This window comes from Sinorhizobium terangae, assembly GCF_009601505.1.
GTDB classification, from domain to species: Bacteria; Pseudomonadota; Alphaproteobacteria; order Rhizobiales; family Rhizobiaceae; genus Sinorhizobium; species Sinorhizobium terangae.
The window spans coordinates 38,309-59,839 of the sequence record NZ_WITC01000027.1 but is presented as its reverse complement, the minus strand read 5'-3'; the positions used below and the strand labels follow the sequence as shown (position 1 = coordinate 59,839).

17 protein-coding genes and 1 other RNA gene are annotated in these 21,531 nt (G+C 62.9%); 17 read left to right on the top strand and 1 reads right to left on the bottom strand.

Annotation, left to right across the window (positions count from 1 at the left end):
• Nucleotides 1-265 precede the first annotated feature (265 nt).
• From GHK62_RS05785 to murB, 14 genes are all read left to right on the top strand, one after another.
• Nucleotides 266-1,453 carry an NAD(P)/FAD-dependent oxidoreductase gene (locus tag GHK62_RS05785; RefSeq protein ID WP_153437368.1) on the top strand — a complete coding sequence of 396 codons (1,188 nt, stop codon included), beginning with the start codon at nucleotides 266-268 and terminating at the stop codon, nucleotides 1,451-1,453.
• A gap of 75 nt (nucleotides 1,454-1,528) precedes the next feature.
• Nucleotides 1,529-1,927: RNase P RNA component class A (gene rnpB, locus GHK62_RS05780), an RNA gene on the top strand.
• Nucleotides 1,928-2,343: 416 nt separating this feature from the next.
• Complete coding sequence (mraZ, locus tag GHK62_RS05775) at nucleotides 2,344-2,784, top strand: division/cell wall cluster transcriptional repressor MraZ (RefSeq protein ID WP_153437367.1); 441 nt, start codon at nucleotides 2,344-2,346, stop codon at nucleotides 2,782-2,784.
• Between the two features lie 14 nt (nucleotides 2,785-2,798).
• Nucleotides 2,799-3,824 carry a 16S rRNA (cytosine(1402)-N(4))-methyltransferase RsmH gene (gene rsmH / locus GHK62_RS05770; protein WP_153437366.1) on the top strand — a complete coding sequence of 342 codons (1,026 nt, stop codon included), beginning with the start codon at nucleotides 2,799-2,801 and terminating at the stop codon, nucleotides 3,822-3,824.
• Nucleotides 3,825-3,830: 6 nt separating this feature from the next.
• Complete coding sequence (gene ftsL / locus GHK62_RS05765; protein ID WP_153437365.1) at nucleotides 3,831-4,214, top strand: cell division protein FtsL; 384 nt, start codon at nucleotides 3,831-3,833, stop codon at nucleotides 4,212-4,214.
• Nucleotides 4,214-5,959, top strand: coding sequence for a peptidoglycan D,D-transpeptidase FtsI family protein (locus GHK62_RS05760; protein ID WP_153437364.1), 1,746 nt, complete (start codon nucleotides 4,214-4,216; stop codon nucleotides 5,957-5,959). The genes ftsL and GHK62_RS05760 overlap by 1 nt, the downstream gene beginning before the upstream one ends.
• A gap of 66 nt (nucleotides 5,960-6,025) precedes the next feature.
• Complete coding sequence (locus tag GHK62_RS05755; protein WP_153437363.1) at nucleotides 6,026-7,486, top strand: UDP-N-acetylmuramoyl-L-alanyl-D-glutamate--2,6-diaminopimelate ligase; 1,461 nt, start codon at nucleotides 6,026-6,028, stop codon at nucleotides 7,484-7,486.
• 1 nt (nucleotide 7,487) lies between these two features.
• Nucleotides 7,488-8,921, top strand: a complete 1,434-nt coding sequence (locus GHK62_RS05750; RefSeq protein ID WP_153437362.1) for a UDP-N-acetylmuramoylalanyl-D-glutamyl-2,6-diaminopimelate--D-alanyl-D-alanine ligase — start codon at nucleotides 7,488-7,490, stop codon at nucleotides 8,919-8,921.
• A gap of 139 nt (nucleotides 8,922-9,060) precedes the next feature.
• On the top strand, nucleotides 9,061-10,161 hold the full coding sequence (mraY, locus tag GHK62_RS05745; protein WP_153437361.1) for a phospho-N-acetylmuramoyl-pentapeptide-transferase: 1,101 nt from the start codon (nucleotides 9,061-9,063) through the stop codon (nucleotides 10,159-10,161).
• A gap of 7 nt (nucleotides 10,162-10,168) precedes the next feature.
• Entirely contained in the window at nucleotides 10,169-11,560 is a 1,392-nt protein-coding gene (murD, locus tag GHK62_RS05740; protein WP_153437360.1) for a UDP-N-acetylmuramoyl-L-alanine--D-glutamate ligase, read from the top strand.
• A 64-nt stretch (nucleotides 11,561-11,624) separates the two neighbouring features.
• On the top strand, nucleotides 11,625-12,779 hold the full coding sequence (gene ftsW / locus GHK62_RS05735; protein ID WP_153437359.1) for a putative lipid II flippase FtsW: 1,155 nt from the start codon (nucleotides 11,625-11,627) through the stop codon (nucleotides 12,777-12,779).
• 3 nt (nucleotides 12,780-12,782) lie between these two features.
• Nucleotides 12,783-13,907: an undecaprenyldiphospho-muramoylpentapeptide beta-N-acetylglucosaminyltransferase gene (gene murG, locus GHK62_RS05730; RefSeq protein WP_153437358.1), complete on the top strand. Its 1,125-nt coding sequence runs from the start codon at nucleotides 12,783-12,785 to the stop codon at nucleotides 13,905-13,907.
• Complete coding sequence (gene murC, locus GHK62_RS05725) at nucleotides 13,904-15,313, top strand: UDP-N-acetylmuramate--L-alanine ligase (RefSeq protein ID WP_153437357.1); 1,410 nt, start codon at nucleotides 13,904-13,906, stop codon at nucleotides 15,311-15,313. The genes murG and murC overlap by 4 nt, the downstream gene beginning before the upstream one ends.
• Before the next feature lie 2 nt (nucleotides 15,314-15,315).
• Nucleotides 15,316-16,290 (top strand): UDP-N-acetylmuramate dehydrogenase, encoded by a 975-nt coding sequence (gene murB / locus GHK62_RS05720; protein WP_153437356.1) that lies wholly within the window; start codon nucleotides 15,316-15,318, stop codon nucleotides 16,288-16,290.
• Nucleotides 16,291-16,365: 75 nt separating this feature from the next.
• Here murB and GHK62_RS05715 read toward each other — a convergent pair whose 3' ends face one another.
• A complete protein-coding gene (locus tag GHK62_RS05715; protein WP_153437355.1) occupies nucleotides 16,366-17,676 on the bottom strand; it encodes an MFS transporter in 1,311 nt (436 codons plus the stop codon).
• A gap of 581 nt (nucleotides 17,677-18,257) precedes the next feature.
• Between GHK62_RS05715 and GHK62_RS05710 the strand changes: the two genes are divergently transcribed.
• Genes GHK62_RS05710 through ftsA form a run of 3 tightly spaced genes read left to right on the top strand, consistent with a single transcriptional unit; the run spans nucleotide 18,258 to nucleotide 21,429 of the window.
• Entirely contained in the window at nucleotides 18,258-19,184 is a 927-nt protein-coding gene (locus GHK62_RS05710; RefSeq protein WP_153437354.1) for a D-alanine--D-alanine ligase, read from the top strand.
• Complete coding sequence (gene ftsQ / locus GHK62_RS05705) at nucleotides 19,172-20,101, top strand: cell division protein FtsQ (protein WP_184108543.1); 930 nt, start codon at nucleotides 19,172-19,174, stop codon at nucleotides 20,099-20,101. The genes GHK62_RS05710 and ftsQ overlap by 13 nt, the downstream gene beginning before the upstream one ends.
• Entirely contained in the window at nucleotides 20,098-21,429 is a 1,332-nt protein-coding gene (ftsA, locus tag GHK62_RS05700; protein ID WP_153437353.1) for a cell division protein FtsA, read from the top strand. The genes ftsQ and ftsA overlap by 4 nt, the downstream gene beginning before the upstream one ends.
• The last annotated feature ends 102 nt before the right edge of the window (nucleotides 21,430-21,531 follow it).

Below are 21,531 nucleotides of genomic sequence, written 5' to 3'. Positions count from 1 at the left end.
GGCTCCGCCCCGAGCCGATACATGACTTGCCTTGGATCGGTCGCGGTCCAAGGCCTACAGCGCCGCGCGTCGAGTCAGACGCGCAAAGGTCGCTGCAGAGCTTTGAGTTTCTGCATGATTTTGTCCGTAAATCGGTTCCGATTTAAGGAATCATGCAGTAGCCGGACAGGTCTCGCGTTCCGGCATAGCGTTAACCCCCGAAGGAATTCTGTGCCAATGCTCTTACGACATGTTATCCCGGCGGAGCGAACGATCGGGGAGTCGCATGTCGGAAAGTCTTGATTTCGTTGTCGTCGGCAAGGGCATGATGGGGGCTGCGGCCGCGCGGCATCTGGCCGCTGCAGGTGCAAGCGTCGCGCTTATCGGCCCCGACGAGCCAGAAGATTGGGCCAGCCACGGCGGCGTTTTCGCCAGCCACTACGACAATGCCCGCATTACCCGCACGATCGACGAGGATCCAGTCTGGGCCCGTCTCGCGCGCCGCTCGATCGATCGCTACCCTGCGATTGCCGGCGAGAGCGGCATCGACTTCTATGCGGAGGTCGGTTGCCTGATAGCGGCACCGGCGCCGGGCGGAGAGTTCGACTATCTGGACAAGGTCGGGCACGCCCGCGACAGGCTTGGCGTCGAGGCGCCCCTGATTTCTGGCGATGATCTCGTTCAGCGCTTCCCCTGGTTTCGTTTTCCACAAGGCTATGGCGGTATCCATGAGGCGAGCGGCGCGGGCCACATCAACCCGCGGGCGCTGGTGCGGGCGCAGACGCTGCTTGCCGAAAGATCGGGTGCGCGGGTCATCCGTTCCGAGGTGATTTCCGTCGATGAGCGTTCGGATCACGTCGCTGTTGCGACCGCCGACTTCCAGACGGTTCGCGCGAGGCGCGTCCTCGTCGCGGCCGGTGGCTTCTCGCTGTCGAACGCGCTGCTACCCCGGCCGATCGATCTTGTCGTGAAGGCGCGCACGGTGCTTTTCGCCGAGGTTGGCGCCGAGGATCTCGCCGACTTCGAGGGCATGCCGTCGCTGATCGGCGCGGCTCCGGAGCAGGCGCGAAGCTACTATTTGCTGCCGCCGGTTGCCTATGCGGACGGCAAATACTACATCAAGATTGGCGGCGACCCGACTGATCGGATGCTTGCGAGCGAACCGGCGGTGAGGGGATGGTTCCGCGCTGGCGGCAACAAGGCGGCGGCCGATCATATGCATGGCCTGCTGGCCGAAGTAATGCCGGGCTTCCGGCCTGTTTCGACGCATTTTGCGCCTTGCGTCACGTCGTTCACGCGGCACGGTTATCCCTATATCGGCTTTGCCAGCGATCGCCTCGCTGTCGTCACCGGCGGCAACGGACAGGCCGCCAAGAGTTCCGACGAGATCGGCCGGCTCGGTGCCGTGCTCGTCCTGAACGGGCACCTCGATGCCCCTGAATACGAGACCGACTTTGCGGTTTCGTACCGCTGACCGATCCGCGTAAGCGAAGATGAAATATTCGATTTCTCTGGCGCTTGCCGCTTCGGTCGGTTAATGACCCCTCTGCCAGTTGGCCGGGCAGCCGCGCTCCGCAAGTGCCGAAAGGCCGCGGGGGGAGGAAAGTCCGGGCTCCACGGAAACACGGTGCCGGATAACGTCCGGCGGGGGCGACCCCAGGGAAAGTGCCACAGAAAGCAAACCGCTTCGCTTCGCGGAGTAAGGGTGAAAGGGTGGGGTAAGAGCCCACCGCGGACATGGCAACATGGACGGCACGGCAAACCCCACCGGGAGCAAGACCGAATAGGGATGACACGGGCGCGCAAGCGTCCAGCCGGTTTCCAGGCGCGTCATCCGGGTGGGTTGCAAGAGGCTGCGCGCAAGCGCAGTCCCAGATGAATGGCTGCCACGCTCCGTTCCTCCGGGAGCGGGGCCATACAGAACCCGGCTTACAGGCCAACTGGCTATTTTTCTTTCCCCTGCTGTTCGCAACCGCATTTCGAGCGGAGCCGCCTCTTCTCAAACGAATCAGCAGCCGAAAGTTCCCGCGACCATTGCTGCCGCAGGGCGGTTTCGCGCGGGATTCCAAGGGATTAGGGTCCCGGTCGTAACTTTTTGTTAAACTTAACAACCTATCAATATTTGATCATCCGCAAGGCTTATTACGAGCTTCTCCCATTGACGCCCATATGGTCCCATGTTATCCCATAATGGCACTGCGCAAGGGCCGCGTCGTGGCCCATCATCGCAAAATTCCAAGGTTCCTTCCTCGGAAGGATCGGGCGGACACGCTTGTGTTCGGCGGGGGTCTTTTGCGCGCGCAGGCGAGTGTTCGCGCGGGCCAATGATCGTGGCCCGTCAGTCGGAGGCGGCCGTTTCGCGTTATGAACCGCTTCTTGTCACATGCTACGAACCGGATCGATGCAAAGGGACGGGTGTCCGTGCCTTCGGCGTTCCGCGCCGTGCTTTCGGATGGAGGCGTCCGGGAGTTATACTGCTTTCAGGACTTCGTCTTTCCGGCGATCAGCGTAGGTGGGCCGGAGCTTCTGGACCGGTTCGAGAAGCAGATGGCGGCAGAGGATCCGTTCTCGGATGTCGCCAACCAGATGTCGCTCCTCGTTCATGGGGGCGGCGTCTTTGTGAAGCTCGACCCGGAGGGCCGGTTGATGGTGACGGATTTTATTCGCGACTTCACCGGCATCTCGACCGACGTGACTTTCGTCGGGCGGGGCGATCATTTTCAGCTCTGGGAGCCGCAGGCGTTTGCGAGGGCGCAGGCGGAGGCCCGGGAAGGGCGCAAGCAAAGGGGGTTGCGTCCGGAATAGAATGGAGAGGCGGAATGGTGACGGATCAAGGCGGCGGAGATTCTGAAGCCGACGGCGGACCGGTTCGTCACATTCCCGTCCTGTTGAGCGAAGTGCTCGCTGCCCTCGATCCCGCACCCGGCAAGATCATTCTCGACGGCACGTTTGGTGCCGGCGGCTACACGTCCGCCATCCTGAAGGCCGGTGCCGACGTGATCGCGCTCGACCGCGATCCGACGGCGATTGCCACAGGTCAACCTCTTGTCGCTGCCTCCGAAGGCCGGCTCACGCTCATTCATTCCCAATTTTCAGAACTGGCCGAACATGCGCCGGCAGAAGGCCTCGACGGCGTCGTGCTCGATATCGGTGTTTCATCGATGCAGATCGACGAGGCCGAGCGAGGCTTTTCCTTTCAGAAGAAGGGGCCTCTCGACATGCGCATGTCGGCGGCCGGCGTCTCCGCCGCCGACGTCGTCAACCGCGCCAAGGTCTCCGATCTCATCCGCATCTTCGGCTTCCTCGGCGAAGAGAAGCAGGCGGGCCGCATCGCCCGCGCCATCGAAAAGCGCCGCGCGGAGGCGCCGTTCGAAACGACGCGCGACCTCGCGGGCCTCATCGAGACCGTCACGCCGCGCAAGGCCAAGGACAAGATCCACCCCGCGACCCGCGTCTTTCAGGCGCTGCGCATCTTCGTCAACGACGAACTCGGGGAACTCGCCAATGCGCTTTTTGCCGCCGAGCGGGTACTGAAACCTGGCGGGCGCCTTGTCGTCGTCACCTTCCATTCTCTCGAAGACAGGATCGTCAAGACGTTCTTCCAGGACCGATCGGGCAAGGCGGCCGGATCCCGCCATCTGCCGATGGTCGCGGCACGCGCCGCAACCTTCACGCCAGTTGGCAAGCCTATGATTGCGGCCAGCGAGGAAGAAGCGTCCCGCAATCCGCGCGCCCGGTCCGCCAAGCTCAGGGCCGGCATCCGCACGGAAGCCCCGTCGCCGGGAAACGATCTATCCATTTTCAATCTGCCGGAACTGGCGAGCCTTGCGAAACTGGGGGGCTAAGAGAAGATGCTGCGAACGCTCGACATTGTCCTGATCGTCGTCATGACGGCAGCTGCGACGGTCACCTACACGATCAAGCATCAGGCCGAGAACAAGCGCGAAGAAGTTCGCCGGCTCGACGCCGCGATCAAGCTCGAGGAAGACACGATCGATCTCCTGAAGGCGGATTGGGCGCTACTGACGCAACCGAACCGGCTCGAGCGCCTCGTGGGCGCCTTCGCTGCAGACCTGCAACTCGCGCCGACCCCTTCGACACAACTCGCGCGGCCCGAGGAGCTTCCGATGCTCAAAGCGGACCTGCCGCAGCCGGAAGACGACAAGGCGGCTGAAGACGGCATCGCCGCCGTCATCAAAACAGATGGTATTGCAACAGGATCGGTGGCGCGCTGATGTCGTTTCTCTCCCGTATCATGGTGCTGAAGAGCAAGGCGCATTTCTCGGCGGGCGGCAACAATCGCCCATCCGATGGGGTGAAAGTCACGATCCAGGGAGCACGCAAGAAAAGCGCCAGCCAGGCGAAGAACCGGGTGGCGATCGTCATTGCCAGCTTCGGCATCGTCTATGCGGTGATCGGCGGGCGGCTGGTGCAATACGGCATGGCCCAGCCGGAGACCGTTTCCTCGATCGGGCCTGCCGACAGTTTGATGGCCTCGCGCCCCGACATTCTCGATCGCAACGGCGAAATCCTCGCAACCGATATCCGCACCGTGTCGCTCTACGCCGAGCCGCACAAGATCGTCGATGCCGACGAAGCGGTCGAGCGTCTGGCGACGGTTCTCCCCGATCTCAATGCCCGCGAGATCTACAACAAGCTCAAGTCGAAATCCCGGTTCCAGTGGCTGCGCCGGCAACTGACGCCGAAGCAGCAGAGCGAAATCCTGGCGCTCGGCATTCCCGGCGTCGGCTTCCGCCCGGAAAAGCGGCGCTTCTATCCCGGTGGTCCGACCGCCGCCCATATCCTCGGTCATGTCAATATCGATAACCGCGGCGTTGCCGGCATGGAGCGCTACATCGACGGCCAGGGCCTCGCCGACCTCGCGGCGATCGGCATGACGAGTGATGCCAAACTCGAGCCGGTCAGGCTTTCGATCGATGTGCGCGTGCAGAACATCGTTCGTGATGTGATCGACGCAGGCATGAAGAACTTCCAGGCGATTGCTGCCGGCGCGGTCGTGCTCGACGTCCATACCGGCGAAGTGCTGGCAATGGCCTCGGTTCCGGACTACGACCCGAACAAGCCGGCGGAAGGCGCCGAGGAAGGCTGGATGAACCGCATGTCGAACGGCACGTTCGAGATGGGGTCCACCTTCAAGACCTTCACGATCGCGATGGGGCTCGACTCCGGCAAGGTGACGCTCAACGACAGCTTCGATGCGTCGGCGCCGATCCGCATCGGCGGCTTCACCATCAAGGACTTTCACGGCAAGCGCCGCGTGCTGACGGTCCCGGAAATCTTTCAGTATTCCTCGAACATCGGCACGGCCAAGATCGCCGACCTGATCGGCATCCCCGGCCACAAGGAATTCCTGACGCGCATGGGGCTCCTTTCGAAGCTGCCGACGGAGCTTCCGGAGGTCAAGACGCCGACCCAGCCGCGCGAATGGAAGAAGATCAACTCGATCACCATCTCCTTCGGCCACGGCGTTTCCACGACGCCGCTGCAGACGGCTGTTGCCGGAGCAGCACTGGTCAATGGCGGCAAGCTCATTCCGCCGACCTTCCTGCCGCGCACGGAGGAACAGGCAAACGAACTCGCGACGGCGGTCGTCAAGAAGAGCACAAGTGACGACATGCGCTTCCTGCTTCGCTGGAACGGCATTGCCGGATCGGGCAAGCGGGCGCTCGTTCCCGGTTTCAACGTCGGGGGCAAGACCGGCACGGCTGACAAGGTGGTCAACGGCCGTTACGCCCACGACCTGAACTTCAACGCATTCCTCGCCGCGTTCCCGATCGACAATCCCAAATACATCGTGCTCACCTTCATCGATGCCCCGAAGACCGGCGAAGGCGGCGGGCGGACCGCGGGTTCAAACGCAGCGCCCATGGTGCGCGACATCATCAGCCGCTCCGCGCCGCTTCTCGGCGTCGAACCGAAATTTGGAGAAGACGGTTCTGCCTTGCTTGTGTCTTATTGACCGTGAAATGAGAATGCGAGCGATTCGCGATCCGGCGGGTCGATATCGATGCGGGACATGCAGTTCATGAAGATCAAGGACCTGGCGGGAGCAGCTTTCCCGGAACTATCGGCGCAATTGAAGGGCGTTTCCTCGGATATCGAGATCGCCGGCATTACGGCCGATAGCCGGCAGGTCAAACCGGGCGATCTTTTTGTCGCTGTCTCCGGCACGAAGGCGAACGGTGCCGCATACATTGCCGACGCCCTTTCGCGTGGCGCCGCAGCCGTGGTCACCGCGGCCGGCGGTGTTGCCGAAGCCGGCATGCCGGTATTCGGGCTGTCGGAGCCGCGCCGTTTCCTGGCGAAGGCTGCAGCCGCCTTCTACGGTCGCCAGCCGGAGACCATGGTGGCGGTGACCGGGACGGCGGGCAAGACCTCTGTTGCTTCGTTCACCCGGCAGATCTGGGCGCATTCGGGCCTTGCCGCCGCGATGATCGGGACGACCGGCGTCGTCGCACCGGGCCGCAACGACTATGGATCGCTGACCACGCCGGACCCTGTCTCGCTGCACAAGCTGCTTAAGGAACTCGCCGATGTCGGCGTGACCCATGCGGCGATGGAAGCCTCCAGCCACGGCCTCGACCAGAACCGTCTCGACGGCGTTCGGCTTGCCGCTGCCGCCTTCACCAATCTCGGCCGCGACCACATGGACTACCATCCGACGGTCGAACACTACATGGCCTCGAAGATGCGCCTCTTCTCGGCCCTCCTGCCCAAGGGTGCGCCGGCGGTGATCTTTGCCGACGACCAATGGTCGGACCAGGCAATCGCCGCCGCCCGCAAAGCCGGCCAGGATGTGCGCACCGTCGGGCGCAAGGGCGAATTCATCACGTTGAAGCGCGTCGAGCACTTCCGCCACAAGCAGTCGGCGGAGGTGCATGTCGGCGACGATATCTTTGAAATCCACGTGCCGCTTGCCGGCGACTTCCAGATCGCCAACGCACTGGTTGCCGCTGGCCTTGCCATGTCCACCGGCATCAGCGCCAAGGCGGCCTTTTCCGCGCTTGAGAAACTGCAGGGCGCATCCGGGCGCCTGGAGCTTGTCGGGCACACGAAGGATGGCGCGCTCGCCTATGTGGACTATGCCCACAAGCCGGATGCGCTGGAGAATGTCCTGACTTCGGTTCGTCCGTTTACCACGGGTCGGATCATTGTCGTATTCGGCTGCGGTGGCGACCGTGACAAGGGCAAGCGGCCGATCATGGGCGAGATTGCCACGCGGCTTGCCGATGTCGTCATCGTCACCGACGACAACCCGCGCTCGGAAGTGCCGGAGGTCATCCGCGCCGAGATCATGGCTGCGGCCAAAGGCGCGACCGAAATCGGCGACCGCGCTGAGGCGATCCGCGCCGCGGTCGGGATGCTGAAAAGCGGCGACACGCTGATTGTCGCCGGCAAGGGACATGAGGAAGGGCAGACGATCGGTTCCGTGACCCTGCCGTTCTCGGACCACGAGGAAGTACGCAAGGCATTGGGAGGGCGGTGACTTGAACTGGCTCTGGACAAGCAGCGATCTTCTGGCTGCGATGAACGGCCGTCCGGTCGGAAATCTGCCAGAGGGCATAGCCGGCATCTCGATCGACAGCCGAACGATCAACAAGGGCGAGGCGTTTTTCGCGATTAAGGGCGATCGCGTCGACGGCCATGACTATGCCGGGATCGCGCTTGCCAACGGAGCTTCCCTCCTTGTCGTCAGTGAGGGCAAGATTCCCGCCCTCGGTCGGCTGATCGCACCTATGATCGTCGTCGATGACGTGCTGGAGGCCCTGATCCGCCTCGGCTGCGCAGCGCGCGACCGCAGTGCGGCAAAGGTTATCGCCGTCACCGGATCGGTCGGAAAGACCACGACGAAGGAGATGCTGAGACACGTGCTGTCCCCGCTCGGCAGGGTGCACGCGTCCGTTGCCTCCTTCAACAATCACTGGGGCGTGCCGCTGACCCTTGCGCGGATGCCTGAGGCCACCGACTTCGGCATTTTCGAGATCGGCATGAATCACCCCGGCGAGATCCGGCCGCTGACGAAGATGGTTCGTCCGCACGTGGCAGTCGTCACCAGCATCGCGCCGGCTCATCTCGGCAATTTCGAAAGCCTCGACGAGATCGCAGCGGCGAAGGCCGAGATCTTCGAGGGTGTCGTCAAGGGCGGCCACGCCGTCCTCAATATCGACAGCCCGCAATTCACTCTCCTGGAGCGCGCCGCCGGTGCTGCCGGTGTGAGCTACATCCATTCCTTCGGCGCCAATCCCAAAGCCGAGTTCCGGCTGGTCGAATTCACCGGTCGATCGGAAGGATCGGTGCTTTGGGCGGGGATCGGCGGCAAGACGCTTGAAGTCGCGATCGGCGCTCCGGGACGCCATATCGCCGAGAACGCCCTGGCCGTGATTGCGGCGGCGAAGCTTGCAGGCGCTGATCTCGATCAGGTCCTGGCCTCGCTTGCGACGATGCGACCGGAAAAGGGCAGGGGATTGCAGCACCGTCTGAAGGTCGGCACTGGACGGCTGACGCTTATCGACGAGAGCTACAATGCCAACCCGGCTTCGATGCGCGCCGCGATCTCGCTGCTGCGCGACGCCGAGCCGCCCGTCGGCGGGCGCCGGATCGCAATCCTCGGCGACATGCTGGAGATGGGCGAGCACGCGGCCGATGTTCATGCGGCTCTCGCCGGGCCGATCGTCGAGGCCGGCATTGTCGACGTCTGGCTCGCCGGGCCCGAGATGGCGCATCTGCGCGACTCTCTGCCGCCGGAGGTTTCGGTCGTTTATCGCGAGTCTGTCGACGATCTCACGGACTATGCACTCGCAGCGGTTGCCGCCGGTGATGTGGTGATGGTCAAATCGTCCAAGGGAACCGGCTGCGGGCGGATCATCCAGGCGCTTCTCAACGCCTATCCGGAAGAAGCGGCGAGGAGCAGGGAAGTATAGCGCTGCCACCACTGCACGTGGTGGATACCGCGCTCGGCCAGGGGATATGGCCTAACATAGTCGACCACAAGTGGGTAACGTCTATCAGATGATTCTGTTGGACGATGTCCGATTCTAAACCTTTGGGGAAAGGTCCCTTATGCTGATCTGGCTCGTGGAACTGGCGGACCACTTTCAATTCTTCAATCTCTTTCGCTACATCACTTTCCGCACGGGTGCAGCTCTCTTCACTTCCGCCCTGATCGTCTTCCTGTTCGGCCCGGCGATGATCGCATCGCTTCGTATCCGCCAGGGCAAAGGTCAGCCGATCCGCGCCGATGGTCCGCAGACCCATTTCAAGAAGGCTGGTACGCCGACCATGGGCGGTCTAATGATCCTCGCCGGTATCGTGGTCTCGTCGCTGCTGTGGGCCGACCTTTCGAGCGTCTATGTCGTTTCGACCCTCCTGGTTACGCTGGGCTTCGGCGCAATCGGCTTCTACGACGACTATCTCAAGGTGACCAAGCAGTCGGACAAGGGCTTTTCGGGCAAGGCGCGCCTTGGCATCGAGTTCGTGATCGCGGCGATCGCAGTCTTCTTCATGATGCAGGCGTCGCTTTCGGCGGGGACCGCCGGCTCCACTTTCGGTTCCTCGGTGACCTTCCCCTTCTTCAAGGACCTGATGCTCAATCTCGGCTATTTCTTCGTGCTTTTCGGCGGTTTCGTCATCGTCGGCGCGGGCAACGCCGTGAACCTGACCGACGGTCTCGACGGCCTCGCCATCGTACCCGTGATGATCGCGTCCGCCGCCTTCGGGCTCATCGCCTACCTCGCCGGTAACGCCGTTTTCGCCAACTATCTGCAGATCCATTTCGTGCCAGGCACCGGCGAACTCGCCGTAATCCTCGGCGCCGTCATCGGCGCCGGCCTCGGCTTCCTCTGGTTCAACGCACCGCCCGCCGCGATCTTCATGGGGGACACGGGCTCGCTGGCGCTCGGCGGCCTCATCGGCACGGTTGCCGTTGCCACGAAGCATGAAGTCGTTATGATCATCATCGGCGGTCTCTTCGTCATGGAGACGCTGTCGGTGATCATCCAGGTCTTCTGGTTCAAGCGCACGGGCCGCCGCGTGTTCCTTATGGCGCCGATCCACCATCATTTCGAAAAGAAGGGCTGGACGGAAAGTCAGGTGGTGATCCGCTTCTGGATCATCGCCGTCATCCTCGCGATGATCGGCCTTTCGACGCTGAAGCTCAGGTAACGGCGCGATGATTCCGGTCACCACATTCAAGGACAAGAAGGTCGCGCTCTTCGGGCTCGGCGGTTCGGGCCTCGCGACAGCGCAAGCGCTGGTCGCAGGCGGGGCGGAGGTCGTCGCCTGGGACGATAATCCGGACAGCGTCGCCAAGGCCGCGGCTGCAGGGCTTTCGACGGCCGATCTGCGCAGCGTCGATTGGTCGGCCTTTGCCGCCTTCGTGCTTTCTCCCGGCGTGCCGTTGACGCATCCGAAGCCCCATTGGACGGTCGATCTCGCCCGCCACGCTGGCGTCGAGATCATCGGCGACGTGGAACTTTTCGTGCGTGAGCGCCGGGTTCACGCCCCCGATTGCCCGTTCATCGCCATCACCGGCACCAACGGCAAGTCGACCACGACGGCGCTGATCGCCCATATCCTCAGAGAAAGCGGGCGGGACACCCAGCTTGGCGGCAACATCGGCACCGCGGTGCTGACGCTCGATCCGCCGAAGGCCGAGCGCTGCTACGTGGTGGAATGCTCCTCCTATCAGATCGATCTTGCGCCGACGCTTGAGCCCACGGCCGGCGTCCTGCTGAACCTGACGCCGGACCATTTGGACCGGCACGGCACGATGCAGCACTATGCCAGTATCAAGGAGCGGCTGGTGGCCGGAAGCGGCACGGCGATCGTCGGCGTCGATGACAGCTTCTCGAGCCTGATTGCCGATCGGGTGGAGCGCGCCGGAACCAGGGTCGTGCGCATTTCGCGTCGGAATGCGCTTGCCGACGGGTTTTATGCCGAGGGCTCGCGGCTGATGCGCGCAAGCGGCGGCACGTCTTCGCTGTTCGCAGACCTTGAAGGGATCCAGACGCTGCGCGGAGGGCATAATGCACAGAATGCCGCTGCCGCAATTGCCGCTTGCCTGGCGGTCGATGTCAACGAGAAGGACATTATCGATGGGCTGCGCAGCTTCCCGGGACTTAAACACCGGATGCAGCCCGTGGGCAAGAAAGGTGACGTCGTCTTCGTCAACGACAGCAAGGCGACCAATGCGGATGCCGCGGCGCCAGCACTTTCGAGCTACGATCGCATCTACTGGATCGCCGGCGGTCTGCCGAAGGAGGGCGGCATCACGTCGCTGGTGCCGTTCTTCCCGAAGATCGTCAAGGCCTATCTGATCGGCGAGGCCGCGCCGGCCTTTGCAGCGACGCTCGGCGAGGCCGTGCCCTACGAGATTTCCGGGACGCTGGAGAAGGCGGTCGCGCATGCGGCGGCGGATGCGGCACGAGACGAGGGCGGGCCTTCCGCCGTGATGCTCTCCCCGGCTTGCGCAAGCTTCGATCAGTACAAGAATTTCGAGGTGCGTGGAGATGCCTTTGTCGGGCATGTGGCAGCACTCGAAGGCGTGACCATGCTCGTCTGACGAGCGGAGCCGGCCTGAAGGATGGACATTGGCGCAGACCTGCGCCGGAAAAGGGGACAGACAGATGGTAAGCCGAGCCGAACGTGGCCCCGTGGCCGACTGGTTCTGGACGATCGACAGGTTGTTTCTGGCGACCTTCATCCTCCTGATGGGCGTCGGCTTCATGCTCTCCTTCGCGGCAAGTCCGCCGGTTGCCGAACGGCTCGGCCTCGACAGCTTCCACTTCGTCAAGCGTCATGCGCTCTTCCTCCTGCCGTCGCTCGCAGTGATGGTCGGCATCTCCTTCCTTTCGCCACGCCAGGTCAGGCGCGCAGCGATCATCCTGCTCGGCGTCTCGCTCGGGATGATGGTGCTGGTTCTCTTCGTCGGCCAGGAGGTCAAGGGCTCTCTGCGCTGGATATCGATCGGCGGCATTTCTATCCAGCCCTCGGAATTCATGAAGCCGGCCTTCGTTGTCGTCTGCGCCTGGCTTTTCTCCGAGCACGCACGGCAGCCGGAAATCCCAGGTAATCTCTTCGCCATCCTGCTTTTCGGGATCGTCGGGGCGCTTCTTGTCGCCCAGCCGGATCTTGGCCAGACCATCCTGACCACGGCGGTCTGGGGCGGCATGTTCTTCATGGCCGGCATGCCGTGGCTCTGGATTATCGTGCTTGCGGGCGCCGCGGTCGGCGGTTTCTTCGTCGCCTATACCATGCTGCCGCACGTCGCCGGTCGCATCGACCGGTTCCTGACCGGCGAGGGCGATACCTTCCAGGTGGATACGGCCCGCGAGGCGATCATTCGCGGCGACTGGTTCGGCCGCGGCCCGGGAGAAGGTGTCGTCAAGCGCATCATTCCCGACAGCCACACCGACTTTGTGTTTTCCGTGGCTGCCGAAGAGTTCGGCATCGTCTTCTGCATGGTCATCGTGCTGATCTTTTCCTTCCTGGTCATGCGTGGTCTCAGCCATGCCTTCCGCGAGCGGAACGATTTCAACCGCTTTGCCGTTGCCGGTCTTGTGCTGCAACTCGGCATCCAGTCGATGATCAACATTGGCGTGAACCTCGAGTTGCTTCCGGCCAAGGGCATGACCCTGCCGCTGATTTCCTATGGCGGCTCCTCGATGGTGGCGATCTGCGTGACGGCCGGATTCATCCTGGCATTGACCCGTCACCGGCCCGAGAAGCGCGCCGTGGAGCGCAGCCTCTTTCGATCCGGTGTCGGAATGCCGGCGGAGTAAGTCATGAGCAAAGGCATCATTCTTCTTGCCGCCGGGGGCACCGGCGGCCACCTCTTTCCCGCCGAAGCGCTGGCGCATGAGCTGAAGGCGTCCGGCTACGACGTGCATCTGGTGACGGACAGCCGCGCCGAGCGCTTTGCCGGCCGATTTCCGGCAGACGAGATCCACATCGTGCCTTCGGCGACGATCGGCTCGAAGAACCCGATCAAGCTGGCGCGATCGGTCTGGAAGCTCTGGACTGGCTTGCGTGCGGCGCGGCGCCTGATCACGCGCCTGAAGCCCAAAGCAGTGATTGGTTTCGGGGGCTACCCGACGGTGCCGCCGCTGCTCGCCGCGACCGGCATGGGAGTGCCGTCAATCATCCACGAGCAGAATGCCGTGATGGGACGGGCCAATAAGATGCTGGCCTCACGCGTGCAGGCAATTGCCGGCGGCTTTCTTCCCGAAGGCACCGGGGTTTTCGCGACGAAAACGGTGACGACCGGCAATCCCGTGCGTCCACCCGTGCTCGAGGCGGCGGGCGTGCCCTACGCGGATTCGATGCGCGACGCACCATTCCATCTGGTCGTATTCGGCGGCAGCCAGGGCGCGCAATATTTCTCGCAAGCGATGCCGCAGGCGATCTGCCGTCTCGGCGACGCCACGCGTCAGCGCTTGCGGGTCACGCAGCAGGCGCGTCCCGAGGACCGTGAAGGCGTAATCGCGACTTACGACAAACTCGGCGTTCCGGCGGAAGTCTCTCCCTTCTTCAACGACATGGCGGCGCGGATAGCAGCCGCCCAGCTCGTCGTTTGCCGCTCGGGCGCATCGACCGTCTCCGAGCTTGCGGTGATCGGCAGGCCGGCGATCCTCGTGCCCTATCCCTATGCCCTTGACCACGATCAGGCGGCGAATGCGGCCGCACTTGCGGCCAAGGGCGGTGCCCGCGTTATCGCGCAGGCCGAGCTCAGCGCCGAACGGCTTGCGGGCATCCTCGCCGACGCGATGAACAATCCACAGTCCCTGGCGCAAATGGCCGCCAGTGCCCGCGAAACCGGCAAACCGGACGCCGCGCGCTTGCTTGCATCCCTCGTAGAGGCTATTGCCAGCGGTTTGACAGTCGAGAAATTCAAGGAAACACGCTCATGAAAATGCCGAAGACGATCGGGCTCGTACATTTCATCGGTATCGGCGGCATCGGCATGAGCGGCATCGCAGAGGTGCTGCATAATCTCGGGCATCGGGTGCAGGGGTCGGATCAGTCGGACAGCGCCAACGTGCAGCGCCTTCGCGAGAAGGGCATCAAGATCTCCGTCGGCCATAAGGCTGAAAACCTCGGCGATGCCGAGGTCGTCGTCGTCTCGACGGCGATCAAAAAGGACAATCCCGAGCTGATCGCCGCGCGCGAAAAGTTCCTGCCGGTGGTGCGGCGCGCCGAAATGCTGGCCGAGCTCATGCGCTTCCGCAACGCGATCGCCATCGGCGGCACGCACGGCAAGACGACGACGACCTCGATGATCGCGGCGCTTCTGGACGCCGGCGGACTCGATCCGACGGTCATCAATGGTGGGATCATCAATGCTTACGGCACGAATGCGCGCATGGGTGCCGGCGAATGGATGGTGGTCGAGGCGGACGAGTCGGACGGGACCTTCCTGAAGCTGCCCGCCGATATCGCAGTGGTCACCAATATCGACCCCGAACATCTCGACCACTACGGCAATTTCGACGCCGTGCGCGCTGCTTTCCGACAGTTCGTCGAGAACGTGCCCTTCTATGGCTTCGGTGTGCTCTGCCTCGATCACCCCGAGGTCCAGGCGATGGTCGCCAAGATCGAGGACCGCAAGGTCGTCAGCTATGGCGAGAACCCGCAGGCGGACGTGCGCTACCACAATATCCGCATGGACGGCGCGACCTCCGTCTTCGATATCGAGATTCGCCGCCGCCGCACGGGTCAGGTGATCACGATGAAGGATCTGCGGCTGCCTATGCCCGGCCGCCACAACGTTTCCAACGCCACGGCCGCGATTGCCGTCGCCCAGCGCCTCGGCATCAAGCCGGAGGATATCGCGAAAGGGCTCGCCGCCTTTGGTGGCGTCAAGCGGCGCTTCACGCTCACCGGCGAGTGGAACGGGGCGCGCATCTTCGACGACTATGGCCATCACCCGGTCGAGATCAAGGCGGTGCTGAGGGCGGCGCGTGAGGCCTGCCAGGGCCGGATCATCGCCGTTCACCAGCCGCATCGCTACAGCCGTCTTTCGAGCCTTTTCGAGGACTTCGCCTCCTGCTTCAATGATGCCGACACGATCCTGATCGCGCCGGTCTATGCGGCGGGTGAAGACGCGATCGACGGGGTGGATTCGGAAGTGCTGGTCAACCGCATCAAGGCGGCAGGGCATCGCGACGCGCGTTACGTTCCCGGGCAGGAGGCGATCGCGCCGATCGTCTCGAAGATTGCGCAGGCGGGCGATTTTGTGGTTCTCTTGGGGGCCGGCAGCATTACCTATTGGGCTGCGGCCCTTCCCAAGGAACTCGCGAATATTTCAGGAATTTGAGCATGAAACAGGTTAACGGTGAAAGACTTCTCGAAGCGCTCGGAAGCGGCGTCAGCGCAGTCCGCGGACGCATCACGCCCGATGCCCCGATGGACCGGGTGACCTGGTTTCGCGCCGGCGGGCTTGCCGAGCTCATGTTCCAGCCGCACGACACGGACGATCTCGTCACCTTCCTGAAGCTCGTGCCGGAGGAGGTTCCGGTCATGGTGATCGGCGTCGGCTCCAACCTGCTCGTGCGCGACGGCGGCATACCGGGCGTCGTCATCCGCCTTTCGGCCAAGGGTTTTGGCGATCTCGAACTCGTCGGCGAAAACCGCATCAAGGCAGGTACCATCTGCCCCGACAAGAACATCGCGGCCATGGCCCTCGATCATGGCATTGGCGGCTTCTATTTCTACTACGGCATTCCGGGCTCGATCGGCGGCGCGCTCCGGATGAACGCCGGGGCAAACGGCGGCGAGACGCGCGAGCGGGTTGTGGAGGTCCATGCGGTCGACCGCAAAGGCAAAAAGCATGTGCTGAGCAATGCCGACATGGGATATTCCTATCGTCACACTGCAGCGGCGAAGGACTTGATCTTCACGCACGCGATTTTCGAAGGATATCCGGAAGACAAGAACAAGATCCGCACCGACATGGACGCGGTGCGCCAGCATCGCGAGACGGTGCAGCCGATCCGCGAGAAGACCGGTGGCTCGACCTTCAAGAACCCGGAAGGCCACTCCGCCTGGAAACTCATCGATGAGGCGGGTTGCCGCGGCATGATGATCGGCAGCGCGCAGATGTCGCCGCTCCACTGCAACTTCATGATAAACACCGGACAGTCGACCGGCTACGAGCTCGAATATCTCGGCGAGACTGTGCGGTCACGCGTGCTGGAGCATTCCGGCGTTCGTCTCGAATGGGAAATCAAGCGCATCGGCAATTTCATGCCGGGCTACGAGATCAAGGAATTCCTCGGCCGCGGCATCGCCTGAGCCGGAAGCATGAAAGCGAAAGGACCGCGACGGAGTCACCGTCGCGGCCCTTTTGCTGTTTGCTTGGAACTGCCGTCAGCCGGAGACTTCTTCTTCCTTTGATAGCAGCAGGCAGGCGAGCGTGATCAGCGCGGCTGCAAGCAGGTAATAGCCGACATGGCCGAGGCTGTAGTTGGTCGCGAGCCAGGTGGCGATATAGGGCGCCAGCGATGCGCCAAATATGCCGGCGAGGTTGAAGGTCATCGATGCACCGGTGTAGCGCACGGCTGTCGGGAAGGGGGCGGCGAGTGCCGCGCCGATCGGCCCGTAGGTAAGCCCCATCAGGCCGAGGCCGATGATCGAGAAGGCGAAGGCGCCGCCACGGCCGCTCGTCATCAGCGGAGCCATGGCGAGACCGAAGATGCCGATGCCGATCGTCGTCAGCACCAGAACCAGCCGTCGGCCAAAGCGATCCGAAAGAATGCCGGAGACCGGAATCATCAGGCCGAAGAAGACGACGCCGACCATCTGGACGATCAGGAACTGCTCGCGCGAAAAACCGAGCTTCGCCGTGCCCCAGGAGAGCGAGAAGACGGTCATCAGATAGAACAGGACGAAGGTCGCGAGGGCCACGAAAGTGCCAAGCACAAGGCTGCGCTTGTGCGAGCGGAAGATGGCTGCGACCGGAACCTGAACGCGCTCATGCTTGTCGATCGCCTTCTGGAATTCCGGTGTCTCGGTGATCTTCAGCCGGACATAGAGGCCGACGATGACGAGCAGGACGCTGGCGATAAAGGGAACCCGCCAGCCCCAGGCGAGGAAGGCTTCTTCGCTCATCACTTCGCCGAGCACGAGGAAGATGCCGGCGGAAAGGCTGAAGCCGATTGGCGCACCGAGTTGCGGGAACATCGCATACCAGCTCCGCTTGCCTTCCGGCGCATTCTCGGTCGCCAGCAGCACGGCGCCGCCCCATTCACCGCCAAGCCCCAGGCCCTGGCCGAAGCGGCACAGCGCAAGCAAGAGGGGCGCGGCGATGCCGATCGTGGTATGGGTCGGCAGGAGACCGATCACGACGGTCGAAACGCCCATAGTCATCAGCGCCGCGACCAGCGTTGCCTTGCGGCCGACCTTGTCGCCGAAATGGCCGAAGACCACCGCGCCGAAGGGGCGGGCGAAAAAGGCGATCGAGAAGGTGGCGAAGGATTGCAGCATCGCCGAGGTCGGATCGGCCGAAGGAAAGAAGAGATGCGGGAAGATGATTACCGCCGCGGTCGCATAAACATAGAAGTCGAAGAATTCGATGGTCGTGCCGACGAGGCTCGCAAACAGCACCCGGGCGGGGGAATTCGCTGCCGGCCGAACGAACGCACTATCCTTCGGCGACAGCGAGGTTGTCGCGTCTGTCATTGTGTTATCCTGGTATGAATTGTCGTGCCGTCTTGGGAGGCGGTCGGCGGGTTCTTAGCGCAAGTTGCGATCGGGAGAAAGTCGGAATTCGTAAGAAATGCGAACTAAATTCGCGGCGCGCGCAGCATTATTCCGCTGCTGCATGGCTCACGAGATCTATGCGGTCGGATGCCTCAATTTTCGGCAGCGGGCAGGTCGCGGTGGCATCCCTATCACGGTCTTAATCGTTCTCTGATAAATCGTCTGCGAATGGGAGTGTCCCGCTTAATGGCTGGCGTGGCTATACTCGCGGAGGGCGCCTCGTCGTTCCAGGATTTCCGGCGCAATCATTTTTTCGGCTTCTGCACTCCTTTCTCAACGTGGTCGCGCAAGCCACTGAAGTTGCCCCTAATTACCTCTTTTCGTCAGGCGTTTTTGGGCGGCGAACCTGATGCTTTTCATGAGAAGAGTTAACCAAAGTAAACGGTTCATTAACCATAATGCCGTTCTAGTGGCCCTGTTCGGGCGCCGGTGACTCGGCAACCGGAATCAGCCAGACGCAAGCAAGCATTGTAATAGTGGCGTATTCTTTGGGGGGTTTGATGAGCGGCAGGCATGTTGCTGTCCTGATGGGCGGATTTTCCTCGGAGAGGCCGGTGAGCCTGTCTTCCGGGGCTGCCTGCGCCGATGCTCTCGAAGCCGAAGGCTATCGCGTCACTCGCGTGGACGTCGGTCGCGACGTGGCCGCGGTTCTCGCCGATCTCCGCCCGGATGTCGCTTTCAATGCCCTGCATGGCCCATTCGGCGAAGACGGCACGATCCAGGGAATCCTGGAATATCTGGAGATCCCCTATACTCATTCCGGCGTGCTTGCCTCGGCTCTCGCCATGGACAAGGCGCAGGCCAAGCATGTTGCCAAGGCCTCCGGCATTCCGGTCGCCGAGGCGCTGATCATGGACCGGCGCACATTCGGCAACGAACACCCTATGAAGCCGCCCTATGTGGTCAAGCCGGTGCGCGAAGGCTCGAGCTTCGGCGTCGTGATCGTCAAGGAAGACCAGTCGCATCCGCCGCAGGTGATCACGTCGAGCGAATGGCGCTACGGCGACCGCGTCATGGTCGAGCGCTACATCGCCGGCCGCGAGTTGACCTGCGGTGTCATGGGCGATGTCGCGCTTGGCGTTACCGAGATCATTCCGCAGGGGCACGCCTTCTACGATTATGATTCAAAATACGTAAAAGGTGGTTCAAGCCACGTCATTCCGGCACAGATTTCACCAAATATTTACCAAAAAATACAAACACTCGCTTTGAAGGCGCATCAGGCAATCGGTTGCCGCGGCGTCAGCCGATCCGACTTCCGCTTCGATGATCGCGGTCCCGGCGAAGGCGAGTTGATCTGGCTGGAAATCAACACCCAGCCCGGCATGACCCCGACCTCCCTGGTGCCCGAGATGGCGCAGCATGCGGGCCTTCAGTTTGGTGAGTTTCTCAGGTGGATGGTGGAGGACGCATCGTGTTTGCGTTGAGGGGCAGAAGGGGCAGAAGGGTGCGTCACCCGCTCGGCGTCGCCGCTGAGGCGGATGAGACGTTCGTTCTGCCGCGTCCATTGCGCAAGGTGGTCCGTTTCCTGGTCAGCCTCGGTACCGGGCGCATCCGCTTTCCGGCGCATACCGGCACACTTTCGGCTGCTGCCTTCTTGGCGGCGACGGGCTTCTACGGCATGTCGCTCGGCGGCCACACGCAGAATTTCGCGCAGGCCTCGACAACCGCCGCCGGCTTTGCCATCGAGGACGTGCGGGTTTCCGGCAACGAGCAGACGTCCGAGATCGATATTCTGCAGCAGCTTGGGCTGGATGGCACGACCTCGCTAGTGGCCCTCGACATCGCCGAGGCCCGCAGGCTGATCAGCGAGTTGCCCTGGGTGCAGAACGTCACCGTGCGCAAGGTCTATCCGGGCACGATCGAGGTGAACCTCGAGGAGCGCAAAGCCTTCGGCATCTGGCAGCACGGCTCCGACCTGTCGCTGATCGAGCGTAGCGGTAGCGTCATCGCGCCGCTTCGCGACAACAAGTTCGCGGCCTTGCCGCTGTTCGTCGGCCGCGATGCCGAGACGGCGGCCGCCGGCTTCTATGACGAATTCTCCCGCTGGCCGGAGTTCCGCTCGCGCGTGAAGGCTTTTGTGCGCGTTTCCAGCAGGCGGTGGGACCTGCGCCTCGACAACGGCATTATCGTCAAGCTTCCGGAGGACGACGTCGCGCGGGCGATGAAGGTTCTCTCCGACATGGAGGAGAAGCATCAGCTTCTGGAGCGCGACATCGCCGCCGTCGATCTGAGGCTTGAAGACCGCACCACGGTACAATTGACGCCGGAAGCCGTTGCCCGGCGGGAAGTCGCGTTGAAGGCGAGGGAGAAGATGCTGAAAGCCCAGGAGAAGCGGATATGAGTTTGTTCGGTTCTTCCAATTTGGGTCTTCCGCGCCTGAAGCCGCTGTCTTCCAAGCGGTCTCATGTCGTCTCGGTGCTAGACATCGGCTCGACCAAGATCGTCTGCATGATTGGCCGGCTGACGCCGCGCGCCGAAAGCCAGATCCTGCCCGGTCGCACCCACAATATCGAAATCATCGGCATCGGCCATCAAAAGTCGCGCGGCGTGAAGAACGGCGTCATCGCCGATCTCGACGCGGCGGAAGGTGTCGTTCGTCTTGCGGTCGACGCCGCGGAGCGGATGGCGGGGCTGACGATCGACAGCCTGATCGTCAATGTTTCCGCAGGCCGTCTCCAGAGCGACGTCTACACTGCGACGATCGATCTCGGCGGGCAGGAAGTCGATGCGAGCGATCTCAAGAAGGTTCTCGCCGCTGCCGGCCAGCAGTCGCAGCGCTCCGACCGCGCGATCCTGCATTCGCTGCCGACCGGCTTCTCGCTCGATGGCGAGCGTGGCATCCGCGATCCGCTGGCGATGTTCGGCGACGTCCTCGGCGTGGATATGCACGTGCTGACGGTCGAGCGGGCTGCTCTCAAGAACCTCGAGCTCTGCGTCAACCGCGCCCATCTCTCGGTCGAGGGTATTGTTGCGACGCCTTATGCCAGCGGTCTTGCCGCACTCGTCGACGACGAGGTGGAGCTTGGCTGCGCGGCGATCGACATGGGCGGCGGCACGACGACGATTTCCGTCTTCGCAGAAGGCAAGCTGGTTCACGCCGACGCCGTCAGCCTCGGTGGCCACCATGTCACCACCGATCTTGCGCGCGGGCTTTCGACGCGCATCGAGGATGCCGAGCGGCTGAAGGTCGTGCACGGTTCAGCGCTGCCCAACAGCGCCGACGAGCGCGATATCGTATCTGTCCCGCCGATCGGAGAGGACGATCGCGACCAGCCGACCCATGTGCCGCGCGCACTGGTGTCGCGCATCGTTCGCGCCCGCATTGAGGAGACGCTGGAGCTCATCCGTGATCGCATCCAGCGCTCCGGTTTCAGCCCGATCGTCGGCAAACGCATTGTGCTGACGGGCGGCGCCAGCCAGTTGACCGGCCTGCCGGAAGCCGCGCGGCGCATTCTCGCCCGCAATGTCCGCATCGGCCGCCCGCTCGGCGTGTCCGGCCTGCCGACCGCGGCCAAGGGCCCGGCGTTTTCGACGGCCGTCGGACTGATGATCTATCCCCAGGTAGCCGATCTCGAGACCCATGCTGCCCATGGCGGCATGTTCTCCACCTTCGGCGGCGGCAACAGCCGCATCGCCCGCATGGGGCAGTGGTTGAAAGAGAGTTTCTGAGCTTCGCCGATGCCGCAGGGGCGTCGGACGTAACAGGTGTTTGAGTTTTGAAGGATTTGGCCGGCTCGGCAAGGCGGCCAGAAAACGAGAAGGAACAGTGAT

Bases quoted from the DNA above. Each gene is read 5' to 3' on its own strand.
- GHK62_RS05785 (WP_153437368.1), top strand. From the start codon at position 266: ATGTCGGAAAGTCTTGATTTCGTTGTCGTCGGCAAGGGCATGATGGGG.
- mraZ (WP_153437367.1), top strand. From the start codon at position 2,344: ATGAACCGCTTCTTGTCACATGCTACGAACCGGATCGATGCAAAGGGA.
- rsmH (WP_153437366.1), top strand. From the start codon at position 2,799: ATGGTGACGGATCAAGGCGGCGGAGATTCTGAAGCCGACGGCGGACCG.
- ftsL (WP_153437365.1), top strand. From the start codon at position 3,831: ATGCTGCGAACGCTCGACATTGTCCTGATCGTCGTCATGACGGCAGCT.
- GHK62_RS05760 (WP_153437364.1), top strand. From the start codon at position 4,214: ATGTCGTTTCTCTCCCGTATCATGGTGCTGAAGAGCAAGGCGCATTTC.
- GHK62_RS05755 (WP_153437363.1), top strand. From the start codon at position 6,026: ATGAAGATCAAGGACCTGGCGGGAGCAGCTTTCCCGGAACTATCGGCG.
- mraY (WP_153437361.1), top strand. From the start codon at position 9,061: ATGCTGATCTGGCTCGTGGAACTGGCGGACCACTTTCAATTCTTCAAT.
- murD (WP_153437360.1), top strand. From the start codon at position 10,169: ATGATTCCGGTCACCACATTCAAGGACAAGAAGGTCGCGCTCTTCGGG.
- ftsW (WP_153437359.1), top strand. From the start codon at position 11,625: ATGGTAAGCCGAGCCGAACGTGGCCCCGTGGCCGACTGGTTCTGGACG.
- murG (WP_153437358.1), top strand. From the start codon at position 12,783: ATGAGCAAAGGCATCATTCTTCTTGCCGCCGGGGGCACCGGCGGCCAC.
- murC (WP_153437357.1), top strand. From the start codon at position 13,904: ATGAAAATGCCGAAGACGATCGGGCTCGTACATTTCATCGGTATCGGC.
- murB (WP_153437356.1), top strand. From the start codon at position 15,316: ATGAAACAGGTTAACGGTGAAAGACTTCTCGAAGCGCTCGGAAGCGGC.
- GHK62_RS05715 (WP_153437355.1), bottom strand. From the start codon at position 17,676: ATGACAGACGCGACAACCTCGCTGTCGCCGAAGGATAGTGCGTTCGTT.
- GHK62_RS05710 (WP_153437354.1), top strand. From the start codon at position 18,258: ATGAGCGGCAGGCATGTTGCTGTCCTGATGGGCGGATTTTCCTCGGAG.
- ftsA (WP_153437353.1), top strand. From the start codon at position 20,098: ATGAGTTTGTTCGGTTCTTCCAATTTGGGTCTTCCGCGCCTGAAGCCG.